The following is a 13,677-nucleotide window of genomic DNA, read 5'->3' as shown; positions in this document are numbered from 1 at the left end:
GGCATGATCGGTAAGAAATAAACTCTAAGAACCAAAAAAAAAGGAAAAGTTCCACTCGCTAAGAGTGGCTTTTTCTTTTTTAAATTCACCACCTGTTTCTGTAATTGAACATACGATGTCTTTAATTCGGTTAGTATTTTATTTACGTAAAAAATAATTTATTTTTGTTTAAAAAAGATGATAACCCTATATCTAAAGGGTTTTATTTAGAATTATCATTAAAATTACGTAAAATAGTCAGAAAATATGTTTGACAGCGTTTTCAAAGGGTGTTAAATTTAGTCCAATGATTTGAAATGCAAAAATTTACGTAAAAGGAGTTACCGAAATGAAGGTTGGTTATATGACAAATTCGTTTGGTCTTTTAGTTGGCTCAGGGGGAGGTGTGACAAGCGCTAAGGATATTCGTTACGCAACGCTTTGTAATGATGAAGACGCTATTAAAACAATTAGTAGCTATGGATATAGTAGTATTGAGCTCTTTGATGGGAACCTAGAACGGTTTTCAAAAAAACAAGAAGAATTTAAAGGTTATTTACGTAAATATGAAGTTGCATTGCTTGGAGTCTATGTAGGTGCAAATTTTATCTATGAAAATTCATTGGAAGATGAACTGTGGAGAATAAATAAGACTGCCGAACTTGCAGCTGAATTTGGCGCTAAGCACATTGTATTGGGTGGAGGTGCTGTTCGAGCTAGAGGAAACACAGAAAAAGACTATGTGTTATTAGGACAAGGGTTAGATCAAGCGAGAGAAATTATAGAAAAACATGGATTAATAGCAAGCTACCATCCTCATTTGGGCTCGATGGTAGAAACACCTGAACAGATAGACAAAATATTTTCATTAACATCGATTCCTTTCTGTCCAGATCTTGCACACTTAGCAGCAGGTGGAGGTAACCCTCTCGAAATTGTGAAGAAGTATTACGAACGCATTCACTATATTCATCTGAAGGATTTGAAAGACTTCGAATTTGTTCCGCTTGGACAAGGAATGTTAGCGCTGGATGACATTATCCAATTTTTAAAGAGTAAGGATTTTAAAGGTGATTGGTTAGTAGAGATTGATGGATTTTCTGGTGATCCCAAAGAAGCTTGTAGAATTTCATATCAATTTTTAGAAGGTAAGCTTTAATAATATTTTTTGAAAAAACAAAAATGAGAGGATGATAGTTTATGAAAAAGTTAAATGTTGGATTGATTGGTGCAGGTTTTATGGGGAAAGCTCATGTTGTGGCTTATTCTAATTTACCTAAATTTTTCTGGCCTGCGCCAGCTGTACCCGTTCTAAAAACTATTTGTGATATTGAGGAAAGTATAGCGTCCGATGCTAAGGAACGATTCGGATTTGAGCAATATACAACGGATTGGAAAGAAATCGTTAATGATCCTGATATTGATATTGTCAGTGTGTGTACCCCAAATGATTCACACGCAGAGATCTCGATCGCGGCTTTACGCGCAGGAAAGCATGTTTTATGTGAGAAACCAATCTCTAATAGTTCAGTAGATGCAAAAGAAATGGCTGAGGTTGCCGAAATAGCAAAAGAAAATGGAATTATCGCGATGTGTGCCTATCAATATCGTAGAGTACCAGCTCTTGTACAAGCTAAAAAGTTCATTGATGAAGGATCGATTGGTGAGATTCTTAACGTCAGATCTAATTATTTGCAAAGTTGGAGCGCTGATCCAGCTTCTCCATTATCGTGGAGATTCCAGAAAAAACATGCTGGAGCTGGAGCATTAGGAGATATTGCAACCCATGTTATTGACATATCACAATACTTAGCAGGTGATATTTCAGAGGTCGTATCTTCTGTAAAAACGTATATTAAAGAACGTCCCGTTCAAGAGGGTGGAGTCGATTCATTAGGAACGATCAAGCTTGATCAATATGCAAAAAAAGAAAAAGTGGATGTAGATGACGAAGCATCTTTCCTCGTGAATTTTGCGAGTGGAGCTGTTGGTAGTATAGAAGCAACACGAAATGCATGGGGAAGAAATAACTTTATTACAGTAGAGGTTCATGGGACAAAAGGATCCATTTTATTTAACTACGAACGTTTGAACGAGCTAGAGGTTTGTTTCTCGGATGATCCAGATGATCGTAGAGGATTTAAAACAATTTACACAGGTCCTGCTCATTTTTACGGTGAGGTTACATGGAATATTCCAGGGATGAATATTGGCTATGGTGAACTGAAGACAATTGAAGCCTATGAATTTATCAAAGCCATCGTATCCGGTGAACAGTCTTCCACGTCATTCGGTGAGGCTTATAAAGTAGACAAGGTATGTGACGCTGTGATGAGGTCATCTAAATCGAGAAGCTGGGAAAAAGTAGAGTAAAAGTTTGGGCAAAGGGATGAACAGATTTGATGAATGAAAATACTTAAAAAGGGGTGGATTTAATGCAAAAAGCAAAGCTTTTCTTTACGTTTTTACTACTGTTGGTCGTTTCGGTAATGGTCGCTTGTGGAAGTGATGATAGTGCTGGTTCTGGCGAAGAATCAGACGTCACGCCGGTAGGAAATTTAGACGTAGAAATGGATGGACCGATTAAGATTAACTCAAATATTCCAGAAGGCTCCGAGATTTATAGTGAGGGACCAAATGGAGAAGAAGCAGTTTCTGCTCATACAATCGAACTAACGGAAGAAGAAGTTGCAGAGATTCGGGAGGGTAATTATACCGCCGCCATTTCTATGCACTATGCTGGAAATGATTGGTCCCAAGCGCAAATAAATGGATTAGAATCAACGTTTGCAAAGATGGGAATCGAAGTTTTAGCAATCACAGATGCTCAGTTCAGTGTGGAAAAGCAAACGTCAGATCTCGAAACACTTCTCTCTAGAGAACCAGATATTTTAGTCAGTATTCCGGTTGATCCTGTCTCAACGGCTAGTGCATATCAAAGGGCCGCTGATAAAGGAATAGATATCGTATTTATGGATAATGTTCCAGAAGGGTTCGTTCATGGGGAAGATTATGTAAGCGCTGTATCGGCTGATAACTACGGCAACGGAGTAGCTGCGGCACATGCAATGGCAGAGGAGTTAGGTGATGAAGGTCAAATTGGTGTCATTTATCATGATTCAGACTTTTTCGTGACTGGTCAAAGAGTAGAGGCCTTTGAAACAACAATTGAAAATGAATATCCAGGTATCGAAATTATAGATAGAGCTGGAATTGCAGCACCTGAAGACGGTGAAAGTGTAGTTAGTTCTATGCTTACGCGCACAAGAGATTTGGATGGGCTGTTTGTCGTGTGGGATGTTCCTGCAGAAGGTGCTATGGCGGCTGCTCGAACTGCAGGTCTAGATGATCTTGTTATTACGACGATAGACCTAGGATCAGGCGTTGCACTAGACATGGCAAGAGACCAGAACATTAAAGGGATTGGTGCTCAATTACCTTACGATCAAGGTGTTTCTGAAGCGATTCTTGCTGGATATGCGTTATTAGGGAAAGAGGCTCCGCCCTATGTTGCTGTACCCGCACTGTCTGTTACAAAAGATAATCTATTAGAATCATGGAAGTTAGTGTATAACGAGGAGGCGCCTGAAGAAATTCAAGGTTTCTTTGACTAAAAGCTAAGGAGAACAAAAATGAAAACCTTAACTGTTGGAATGATCGGTGGCGGATTTATGGCTAAGGCTCATTCGATGGCCATGGCTTCGGTCAATATGTTTTATGATGATGGTATATATTTGAAACGAAAAATGATCGCCGATATTGATGAGGAATTAGCTAAAAATGCTGCAAGAAAATTAGGCTTTGAGCAGTACACCACAAATTGGAGAGATATTATAGAAGATCCTGAAATTGATATAGTAGACATCGTTACGCCGAACAATATGCATGAAGATATGGCGATTGCTGCTGCAAAAGCAGGAAAACATATTATTTGTGAGAAGCCACTTGGCAGAGATGCTCGTGAAACAAAGCGTATCTTAGAAGCAGTAGAAGCTGCAAACGTAAAAAATTTAGTTGCATTCAATTATCGAAAAACGCCAGCCGTTGCTTTAGCTAAAAAGTATATTAGTGAAGGCGCTATTGGGAAGATCTTAAATTTTAGAGGGACCTATTTACAAGATTGGTCTGCAGATCCTGCGTCACCACTTTCATGGAGGTTTCAAAAAGAGATGGCAGGATCTGGTGCGCTAGGTGATATCGGTACGCATGTACTTGATTTTGCTCATTATCTGGTAGGGGATATCGAACAAGTTATGGCTACAACGAAAACATGGATTCCAGATCGTCCGATTCAGAAGGGCACGATCGATACGCTAGGAAATAATAAGTCTGAAATTAAAGAGCTTGGTCATGTGGATGTCGATGATGAGTTTTTAACGTTATTACGATTTAAGAGTGGTGCAATTGGAAGTATAGAAGGAACAAGAAACGCTTGGGGAAGACATAACTTTCTAACTTTTGAAATACACGGTGAAAAAGGTTCGATCGTCTTTAATTATGAACGTCGTGACGAGCTACAAGTATGCTTTTCAAAGGATCCAGACGATCGAAGAGGCTTTAAAACGGTCTACACGGGCTCGGCGCATCCTTACGGAGAGGGGTTATGGCCGATTCCGGGGCTTGGTATTGGCTACAGTGAAGTGAAAATTATTGAAATGCATGATTTTCTACAGGCGATCACGACTAATAAGGAATGTGAACCTAATTTTAGAGATGGACATAAAATTGCAAAGGTTACTGATGCAATTCTAGAATCTTCACGCTTGGATAGATGGGTTGCGACTAATCTCAACGAGTAGATGAAGCGGAACATTCCTTTATGGAAATGTACTTCGACTCTCGGGAGATGATTTACGATCCGCTCATTCCATGCGATTAATAATCAACAAAGGAGAAATGGATATGGCGGAAACCATTCTCAAGATGTCGAATATTGAGAAATCATTTAACAGTATAAACGTACTGAATCAAGTTGATTTTGAAGTGAAAAAAGGTGAAGTTCACGCATTGATGGGTGGAAATGGCGCCGGGAAATCAACGTTGATGAAGATCTTAACGGGCATCTATCAATTAGATGAAGGTACGATCGAAATTGATGGGAAAGAACATATTTTTAAAAACACTGCCGATGCGGAAGACGCGGGCATATCCATGATATTTCAAGAATTTAGTTTAATTCCAAAGTTTTCTGTTGCGAAAAATATATATTTAAACCGAGAGCCTCGAAACAAATTTGGATTTATTGATGATAAAAAGATGGTGAAGGACAGCGAAGCTATTATTAAAGAGCTTGAGTTGAAAATTCCCCCTAAGGAAATCGTCGAAAATGTCAGTGTCGGTTATTGGCAAATGACAGAAATAGCAAAAGCGCTATCAAAAGGGACAAAAATATTGATAATGGATGAACCGACTTCTACATTGACCAAGACAGAAACGGAGATACTATTCAGAATTATAAAAAAATTAAAATCATCAGGTATTACGATTATTTATATTTCTCATAGAATGGATGAAATATTTCAAATTTGCGATCGTATTACCGTTTTGAGAAACGGTAAAAACGTTGTGACAAAAAATAGTGCGGACATGACCATGGAAGAAGTAATAAATTCTATCCTAGGTGGTTCCATGCGGTCATCCTTTGAATGGGTAGAGCGGAAAGCATCAGATGACCGTACACCATTATTAGAAGTAGAAAAGCTAAAGTCGGGTATTCGTGTAAAAGATGTTAGTTTTACGCTTTTTGAAGGTGAAATTCTAGGCATGGCAGGCTTGATGGGGAGTGGAAGATCGGAAACTGTCAGGACGATATTCGGAATTGACCCTTTAGAAAACGGGAAGATTCTCGTTAGAGGAGAACACGTTAAAATACATTCTCCTGATAAGGCCATTAAGCTAGGTCTTGGTCTTGTCCCTGAAGATCGTCGTTCACAAGGGCTTGTGTTAGGGCATTCAGTAAAAGAGAATATGATATTACCAAGCTTGAAAAAGGTTTCAAAAAAAAATCTCATTCAAAACAAAATCGCTAATGAGAAGGTTGAAAGATTAATAGCTAAGTTGAAAATAAAAACGGATGATATTTACAAAGAAGCTTCGTTGCTATCAGGAGGAAATCAGCAAAAAATTGTATTAGCCAAATGGCTTCTGAACGATACCGATATCTTAATTCTGGACGAACCTACTAGCGGTGTCGATATAGGTGCTAAAACAGATATAATCGAAATAATTCGAGAAATTGCTGATTTAGGTAAGGCGGTACTTGTTATTTCATCTGAAATGACAGAGCTGTTAGCAATGAGTGATCGAGTTCTCGTCATGAAGGATGGGGTCGTTACCAGTTCGTTAGAACGCAAACACATTGAAAGTGAGGAGGATGTTGAACGTGCCATCCAAATTGAATGATACACTTAAGAAGTTTGATTGGAGACAAAACATTGTCTATATAGCTTTTGTTTTAGTTCTGATATATTTTTCTATCACACTACAAGAACATGGTTTTTTGACCCAAGACAATCTGTTAAATATTGCACGTCAAACTGCAATGATTTCCATTATGGGAGTGGCGATGACATTTGTTATTGCATCTAAAGAGATTGATTTATCTGTAGGTTCCGTAGCTGCATTATCAGCTATAACGACTGCATTAACTATGCAGGCTGGCCTAGGTATGTTTGCTGCTATATTCGTTGGTTTACTAACGGGCATATTGATCGGTTTTATAAATGGTTATTTAGTGACCAAAATTGCCATTCCTAGTTTCCTAGTCACGTTAGCAATGATGATGGTTGTAAGAGGTTTAGCAATGTGGATGTCGGGTACATCACCAATACCAATCATCAACGAACATTACATTTTCTTCTTTGGATCAGGAAACGTGCTTGGTATACCAATTCTACTTTTCTGGACAATTATCATTGCCGTTATTGGTCATTTTCTACTAAGACATTCTATTTTTGGTAGGCAGACGTTAGCAACTGGCGGAAATGAGACAGCTGCAATATTTTCAGGAGTCAAAACTGCACGCATAAAAATGGCTGTTTTTATGGGTACTGGTGCGATGGCCGCTTTAGCAGGGATGTTATACGCAGGTAGACTTCAAGCTGGGCGCTTTACATTTGGTGACGGGGATGAGTTATCTGTCATAGCTGCTGTCATCTTAGGAGGCACAAGCCTATTTGGTGGTGTAGGTACCGTTGTTGGTACTGTAATCGGATCCATAATGATTGGTACAATAAACAATGCGCTTATTTTGCAAGGACTAGACGTCAGCCAGCAAATGATGGTTCAAGGAATTATAATCATTTTAGCTGTTGCGTTTGGTCGTAAGAAAAAGAAAGTCTAGCCTTCTAGGGGGAAATACTTGAAATAAGGATACAGTGTTAAGAACAATGTTATAGAGCTATCGCAATGTCCATCAGAGAATAAACTGGTGGGCTTGCCTCATTTATAAAGGAAATAAAAGGGTAATTGAAAGCACAAAGATAATGTGAATCCTGTATTTATAAGCGATTGTATCGTAAAATTAGAAACGGAGTCTTTTCTTAAAATAATGATGGATGAGGTCCATTATTTTAGGAAAAGACTTAAGAAGAATATACGTGAGTTTTGGAAATCGGAGGGAGGTCATAGGTATGGCTACCATTCAAGATATAGCAAAAATGGCTGGAGTATCAGTTGCAACGGTCTCACATGTAGTTAATCAAACAAGATACGTAAGCCCGGACACAGTAAAAAAAGTAGAGGATGTCATTAACTCAGTGGATGAACTGCCTAAATTTATCGTAAAAAAACAAAAGGTAGCTCGTTCAAATGGATCTAAAAACGTGTTTATATATGTCACAAATTCATCTAACTTGTTTCAGTCACAGCTTGTAAAAATAATATCTTCTGAAGTATCTAAAATAGAAGGTGCAAAGCTTGTTACAATTTATACCGATGATGTCCATGAAGCACTTAAAAGTAATCAAATAATAACGAACAATAACTGCATAGGTCAAATTCTTTTAGTTAATGACGAAATAAAGAAATCGCTTAAACCACACCCTTCAATGAACGGAATTCCTATTGTCTTGGTTAGTGAGAATTACTTAAATATAACAAGCGCTAACACAAATAGCATCAACCATATTGTGTCAGACACATTTAACGGCTGCTATCATGCGATAAACCATTTTGTGAATAATGGTCATGAGAAAATTGCCTTACTAAATAACGGGGATCAAACACTCGCGAAAAATAATTCAATCTTATGTGCCTACAAAGAGGCATTGGAGACAAAAGGTATTTCAATGAACGAGTCCTATATACCACATGATTTAATGGATGAGCACTCAATAAGAGAATACCTCCATTCGTTACTTTTTGGGTTTGATCCTCCATCTGCTATCTTTATTACGAGTGAAAGTGCATTGATCAGTACACTTAAATTCATGAGCAGCAATAACTTAAACTGTCCTGATGATCTTTCTATTATATGTCTCAACGAAGCTTGCTGGTTTGAATTATTTTCTCCACCAATAACCTCTGTGAAGCAAAACGTTGAAGTTATTGCGAAAAAAGTGCTAGAAGTGATCTGCATGGAAGAAAACGAAGGTTCTTCGCCTTCTTTTGAAGAGAATTTAATGGCATTGATTCCTACGAACCTGTCTATTCGCTCCTCTACTGCCGGAATTGCTAGAGGACCTTTTGGAGAAAAAGCATCGGGTGTAGATATATTGGAGCTATCTGTAAAAGAAAAAAATGAAATCAAAGAGCGTAATTTAACAGCTGTTATTTCCTTTCATTATATGGGTGCAGCTTGGATGGAACTACACGAACAAGGCATAAAGGATGTGTTTCTGGAACTTGGTATCTCGTTATTAGCCATCACCAATGCCCACTTTGATCCCGAAATGCAAAGTAAGCAGTTGTTGGGGTTACTAGCACTTGACCCGGATATTATCATTGCAATCCCAGTAGAAAATAAAAAGACGTCATCAGCCTTTAAGAAAATCGCTAAAAGCAATTCCAAACTTGTCTTAATTACAAATGTTCCTGATGGGCTCACTCCTAAGGATTATGTAAGCTGTGTCTCTGTAAATGAATGGTCCCATGGAAGAATCGCTGGAAGTGGCTTAGGCAATAATATGAGAAAATTTAATAAGAAAAATATTGGCATGCTTGTATTCGATGCAGATTTTTATGCAACGAACCAGCGGGATTCTGCTGTGAAACAAATTCTACTTGAAGAGTTTCCTGATTTAACAATTAAGGGTGAGATCGGTTTTAAGGATGAAAACGATGTCTATCAAAAAACAATTGAATTATTAGAAAAGCATACTGATATTGAAGGTCTTTATATCTCGTGGGACGGTCCGGCAATGAAGGCTACTGAGGCACTTTTGAGTATGGGAAGAAGCGACATTATTATCGGAACAGCAGATTTAGATTACCCTCTTGCTTTGAAAATGGCCAAGGGAGAATATATTAAATCAGTAAGCTCTCAGCGGCCATATGAACAGGGGCAAGCAATAGCTCTGGTTGCAGCAAATGCTCTTTTGAACAAAACAGTACCTAAATTCATTGGGGTTGAGCCATTAGCAGTATCGAATGGAAACCTCATTAAAAACTGGAAAACAATCTTTAAGGAAAATGCACCTGAAGAAATGGTCGCTTTGATTAAGAATAATCGGGACCTTTGAAAGTGTTTTTTGTAGGGAAGAATATAATGAATTAGAACCTAAGTCCATCAGAGAAAATTTGATGGGCTTAGATTTGGTATGTAATCATTTGATTTGACCAGGATGATTCGCGAATCATACAATGCCAATCAAGGACTTTTCTGAATATCAAATCCCTCCAATGGTTATAGTCGGGTAATTTTAATTGCAGCAGAGCTTGTCCTTAATATTCTCGTCTTAAATGATGAAAATTGAGATATTATGAGAAATATCTTAATGAACTTCCTTTTCATAATTAGGATTTGAATTTTGGACAGAAAAATGTGAGTTTTCATTAAATCTGGTTTGCGAATTCCAATTAAACCTTTTTGCTAATAATATTCTTCTATACGGACACGATAAGACAAACGAAACTTTATAGAATGGTGGCCGGGAGTATGAAGGTATTATCTATGATTCAGCCTTGGGCAAGTCTTTTTGTCCTTCGGGAGAATGAATTTGAAACAAGGTCATGGAAAACAAATTATCGCGGGCCGCTGGCCATTCATACAAGTAAAAAAATAGATAAGGCTGTCTGCAGGCATGTGGCTATCCGTTCGCTGCTCGGTAAGCATGGATATACAGAAGAAACCCTTCCAACCGGAATGATCATTGCTGTAGGCCGGCTTGAAAATTGTCTGAAGATAACTGAAAAAAATCAGACATCAGCAGTTCTGGAAAATGGACTAATTGTATCAGGAAATGATTATTTTTTAGGGGACTTTAATGTGGGAGGATATGCTTGGGAGGTTCAAGACATGAAGATCTTGAATGAACGTATTCCAGCAAAAGGCCATCTTGGGTTATGGGAAACTGATTTATTATGAAAGGCGATGGAGTTAAGCAGTATTTCACTTGTACATAGCAATAACGGTTTAATTTTTATACTGAGGTGACTTTAATCGAGAGGGAGATTTAGTGATCTTTGGATTTTCCAAAGGCTTTCCGCCGAGTGAAGCGAGAAAGTTCGTGGGAGGCATAAATTCAATAACTCAACTTTCGCACACTGAAATAGGCTGGTAGACTTTGTTTTAGTTAGGTAAGCCTGCAATCCAGTGTGGTAGTTGACTTTGAATTAACTTTTGGATCTTTTTGTTACTTTCTTTTAGGACATTTTGAAGAAGCTCGATTATAAAGACTTCGATGTCCCAGCGGATTCCGCAGATACAAATAATTTCTGGTTCGCTTAAGCAACAATATGTAACTTAAACCACCAACCATTCGCTCCTTAAATCCGATTAGGCACAAAGACAATTACTCCAATCATCTTTTCAAATGATTGGAGCTTTTTTATTGTAGTTTTGTGCTAGTTTTGTCCCAGAATTAAATTAATCGTGCACCACCATCAATATCAACAACAGATCCAGTTGTAAATCCATTTTTCGCTAAATAAACGTAAGATTGCGCGATGTCTTCAGGTTGTGCAATGCGTTTCACAGGAAGTTGTTCAGCAATTCCTGTGAACATGCCTTCACGTTGATCTTTTGGCATTCCTGCGTATATCGGTGTATTGACAATACCAGGTGATACAACATTTACGCGCATTGGTGATAGCTCAATCGCAAGTCCTCTTACTAAACCATCAACTGCAGAATTAATTGCTGCTAATGTAGATGCTCCTTGAGGTGGGCGTTGAGCATAAACACCTGATGTTAGCGTGATGGAACTCGCATCATTCAAGTAAGGGAGTGCGGCAAGAGCCGTAGCATATTGCCCCCAAAATTTACTGTCGAATGCTTCTTTCGCTCTTTCAACTGGTAACTCTTTAAATAGCCCCATAGTTCCTTCGCCTGCAGTTACTACCAAGTGATCAAAATTCCCTACATTCTTAAAGAAGTTAGCTACACTCTTATCGTTACGAAAATCTAGTTCATATCCTTCTACATCTTGGCCCAGCAAATTTTTTGCCTCATCGAACTTGGAAGAAGAACGGCTTGCAACTACTACTTGAGCAGATTCGTCTAAAAATGCTTTTGCAGCAGCCAATCCAATCCCTGAAGTACCACCGACAACAACAACACGTTTTCCTTGTAATGACATAAAATAGCCTCCTGTATATCAGTATTTTTAATTGGCAAAACAAAATGTTCATTTCCGAAAACGACCTAATTTATTCTTAAATTTTTATACTTTCAAAGCTTGTTGAACCAATTTTTTTAATGGTGTGGGTTGTCCGATAAGATTTGTTAAATCATTTGAAGTTTTACCCGTTTCCCCAGTTGCAACGGAATGGTAAATACCTGCAATTAGTTCAGCTACTGGAGCAGGTAATCCAACATTGCCAAGATAATCTTTCATTTCATTAAAAGATACCTTTTTGTGTGAAACTTGTTTACCTGAAACCTCTGAAACAACTCCAGCCAGCTCATCGAAAGTCCAAGGTGATGGGTTGACAAGGTTGTATGATTTATTTTCATGTCCTTCTCCCGTTAATACAGCGGCAGCAGCTAATGCAAGATCTTCACGGCTTACGGCATTTAGCTTGCCATCACCTGTGTTAGTTACTATTTCACCTGCTGCTACTGATCCAGCTAAGCTTTCATCAATGAATACATCTGAATAAAGTGAATTACGCAAGAATGTATAGGATACGCCAGTTGAACGAATTGCATACTCTGTTGCCATATGGACATGTGCAAGATCGATTTGGGATGTTTCACCAAATGCATAACCGGTGTAAATTATGTGTTTTACACCAGCATCTCGTGCAGCTTGGACGACATTTGCATGTTGGCGAATACGAAGAGTATTATCTGAATCCGGTCCTGAAACAAAAAGAACCTTTGAAGCACCTTCAAACGATGTTTTCATCGACTCATAGTCCATGTAATCGCCATGACGAACTTCTACACCCAGTTCGGCAAGCGCATTAGCTTTTTCTACATTGCGAACGCTAGCGATAATTTCACTTGCAGGAATAGTTTTTAATAGTTCTTGAATAACACGGTTTCCAAAATGACCTGTTGCACCAGTAATAACGATTGACATGTAAAATTCCTACCCTTCTATTTGCAGATTATTTCAAGAGGTCTTAGTGTAACCAATATCGTTACAACTAGTATGAAAAAAATAGCTCTAAATAGAGCCGGTTTTCTCTTTTAGTTCAGACACCAATTGTCTGAGTGTAACTTGAGCCAATTCGTGCTCCATGGCAGATTGTGCTTGCAACATCTTTGCCCGAAACACAGACTCAATATTTGCGCCTATTGGACACTTTGGGTTGGTTTCATCATGAAAATTAAAAATATCTCCATTATCTGCAACTTCAACTGCTCTATACACATCAAGTAAAGTAATCTCATCAAGTCCCTTTTGTAAATAGGTACCTCCTGCACCGGCACGTACATGGACTAACTCAGCTTTCTTCAACATGCCAATAATACGGCGAATAATGACAGGGTTTGTATTGACGCTTTCAGCAATGAAATCGGAAGTACATGAAGTTGGACTTAATGCAACTAGCGATAAAATATGGACAGCAATGGAATAACGGCTGCTAAATTTTTTCATACAAGTCACCCTCTCGATGTAATCATTATAGTTGCAACGATAATTGAAGTCAAAGAATTAGTTTGAAGAGAATGGATATTGTAAGCAGTTGAGCAATTACTTAAAGAAAATATTAAAAATTTAAGCTGTTGAGGAGGAAAGAGTATATTTTCTTAAGCATATTGATCTTATCAATGTTACATTAATAATTTTCATATTCACTACCATGATGGGGGCTTTTGAGAGAAGCCTTGTCCAGACTGACCTAGCCAAATGAAAAGTAATAAAACACCTTCTTAGTCTGCCATGTCACCAAACTCTACTGATGTGAGGTAGCCTGATTTGCTCTTAGTTAACCTCATGAATTGATCTACACGATCTTTTACTTCTTTTAAAGACAATAAATTGAATTTAACATATTGAAATTCTTCTAATTTAATGATGAGAAAGACCAATTGATTGCAAAAGCTTATGGAGTGTTTTTCGATAATTCTTAAAGCATCATATTCAC

11 protein-coding genes and 1 pseudogene are annotated in these 13,677 nt (G+C 38.1%); 8 read left to right on the top strand and 4 right to left on the bottom strand.

The window, feature by feature from the left end; translation table 11 throughout:
- Nucleotides 1-328 precede the first annotated feature (328 nt).
- The 8 genes from E2R51_RS15375 to E2R51_RS15340 all read left to right on the top strand — a co-directional run bounded on the left by E2R51_RS15375 (nucleotide 329) and on the right by E2R51_RS15340 (nucleotide 10,504).
- The gene (locus E2R51_RS15375) at nucleotides 329-1,138 is read left to right on the top strand and encodes a sugar phosphate isomerase/epimerase family protein (RefSeq protein ID WP_133377968.1); all 810 of its coding nucleotides are present in this window, start codon (nucleotides 329-331) and stop codon (nucleotides 1,136-1,138) included.
- Nucleotides 1,139-1,179: 41 nt separating this feature from the next.
- Nucleotides 1,180-2,352 (top strand): Gfo/Idh/MocA family protein, encoded by a 1,173-nt coding sequence (locus E2R51_RS15370; RefSeq protein WP_133377967.1) that lies wholly within the window; start codon nucleotides 1,180-1,182, stop codon nucleotides 2,350-2,352.
- A gap of 62 nt (nucleotides 2,353-2,414) precedes the next feature.
- A complete protein-coding gene (locus E2R51_RS15365; RefSeq protein ID WP_205703339.1) occupies nucleotides 2,415-3,593 on the top strand; it encodes a substrate-binding domain-containing protein in 1,179 nt (392 codons plus the stop codon).
- Between the two features lie 18 nt (nucleotides 3,594-3,611).
- A complete protein-coding gene (locus tag E2R51_RS15360) occupies nucleotides 3,612-4,778 on the top strand; it encodes a levoglucosan dehydrogenase (protein ID WP_133377966.1) in 1,167 nt (388 codons plus the stop codon).
- Nucleotides 4,779-4,881: 103 nt separating this feature from the next.
- Complete coding sequence (locus E2R51_RS15355; protein WP_205703338.1) at nucleotides 4,882-6,381, top strand: sugar ABC transporter ATP-binding protein; 1,500 nt, start codon at nucleotides 4,882-4,884, stop codon at nucleotides 6,379-6,381.
- Nucleotides 6,362-7,321, top strand: coding sequence for an ABC transporter permease (locus tag E2R51_RS15350; protein WP_240733101.1), 960 nt, complete (start codon nucleotides 6,362-6,364; stop codon nucleotides 7,319-7,321). Before E2R51_RS15355 ends, E2R51_RS15350 begins: the two co-directional genes overlap by 20 nt.
- Before the next feature lie 256 nt (nucleotides 7,322-7,577).
- Entirely contained in the window at nucleotides 7,578-9,659 is a 2,082-nt protein-coding gene (locus E2R51_RS15345) for a LacI family DNA-binding transcriptional regulator (protein ID WP_165967243.1), read from the top strand.
- A gap of 416 nt (nucleotides 9,660-10,075) precedes the next feature.
- On the top strand, nucleotides 10,076-10,504 hold the full coding sequence (locus E2R51_RS15340; RefSeq protein ID WP_133377962.1) for an ASCH domain-containing protein: 429 nt from the start codon (nucleotides 10,076-10,078) through the stop codon (nucleotides 10,502-10,504).
- A 204-nt stretch (nucleotides 10,505-10,708) separates the two neighbouring features.
- Here the strand turns inward: E2R51_RS15340 and E2R51_RS20660 are convergent.
- From E2R51_RS20660 to E2R51_RS15320, 4 genes and pseudogenes are all read right to left on the bottom strand, one after another.
- Nucleotides 10,709-10,906, bottom strand: a pseudogene (locus E2R51_RS20660) (hypothetical protein); the annotation flags it as partial.
- Nucleotides 10,907-11,000: 94 nt separating this feature from the next.
- On the bottom strand, nucleotides 11,001-11,717 hold the full coding sequence (locus E2R51_RS15330; protein WP_133377961.1) for an SDR family oxidoreductase: 717 nt from the start codon (nucleotides 11,715-11,717) through the stop codon (nucleotides 11,001-11,003).
- An 84-nt stretch (nucleotides 11,718-11,801) separates the two neighbouring features.
- Nucleotides 11,802-12,665 carry an SDR family oxidoreductase gene (locus E2R51_RS15325; RefSeq protein ID WP_133377960.1) on the bottom strand — a complete coding sequence of 288 codons (864 nt, stop codon included), beginning with the start codon at nucleotides 12,663-12,665 and terminating at the stop codon, nucleotides 11,802-11,804.
- An 87-nt stretch (nucleotides 12,666-12,752) separates the two neighbouring features.
- On the bottom strand, nucleotides 12,753-13,187 hold the full coding sequence (locus tag E2R51_RS15320; RefSeq protein ID WP_133377959.1) for an Rrf2 family transcriptional regulator: 435 nt from the start codon (nucleotides 13,185-13,187) through the stop codon (nucleotides 12,753-12,755).
- Between the last annotated feature and the right edge of the window lie 490 nt (nucleotides 13,188-13,677).

Source organism: Jeotgalibacillus sp. S-D1 (genome assembly GCF_004358665.1).
Lineage (GTDB): Bacteria > Bacillota > Bacilli > Bacillales > Jeotgalibacillaceae > Jeotgalibacillus.
The sequence above is the reverse complement of the archived record's forward strand: the minus strand, read 5'-3'. Positions and strand labels throughout refer to the sequence as shown.

Coding starts and splice junctions, on each gene's coding strand:
- E2R51_RS15365 (WP_205703339.1), top strand. CDS start 2,415: ATGCAAAAAGCAAAGCTTTTCTTTACGTTTTTACTACTGTTGGTCGTT.
- E2R51_RS15330 (WP_133377961.1), bottom strand. CDS start 11,717: ATGTCATTACAAGGAAAACGTGTTGTTGTTGTCGGTGGTACTTCAGGG.
- E2R51_RS15320 (WP_133377959.1), bottom strand. CDS start 13,187: ATGAAAAAATTTAGCAGCCGTTATTCCATTGCTGTCCATATTTTATCG.
- E2R51_RS15340 (WP_133377962.1), top strand. CDS start 10,076: ATGAAGGTATTATCTATGATTCAGCCTTGGGCAAGTCTTTTTGTCCTT.
- E2R51_RS15360 (WP_133377966.1), top strand. CDS start 3,612: ATGAAAACCTTAACTGTTGGAATGATCGGTGGCGGATTTATGGCTAAG.
- E2R51_RS15325 (WP_133377960.1), bottom strand. CDS start 12,665: ATGTCAATCGTTATTACTGGTGCAACAGGTCATTTTGGAAACCGTGTT.
- E2R51_RS15375 (WP_133377968.1), top strand. CDS start 329: ATGAAGGTTGGTTATATGACAAATTCGTTTGGTCTTTTAGTTGGCTCA.
- E2R51_RS15355 (WP_205703338.1), top strand. CDS start 4,882: ATGGCGGAAACCATTCTCAAGATGTCGAATATTGAGAAATCATTTAAC.
- E2R51_RS15370 (WP_133377967.1), top strand. CDS start 1,180: ATGAAAAAGTTAAATGTTGGATTGATTGGTGCAGGTTTTATGGGGAAA.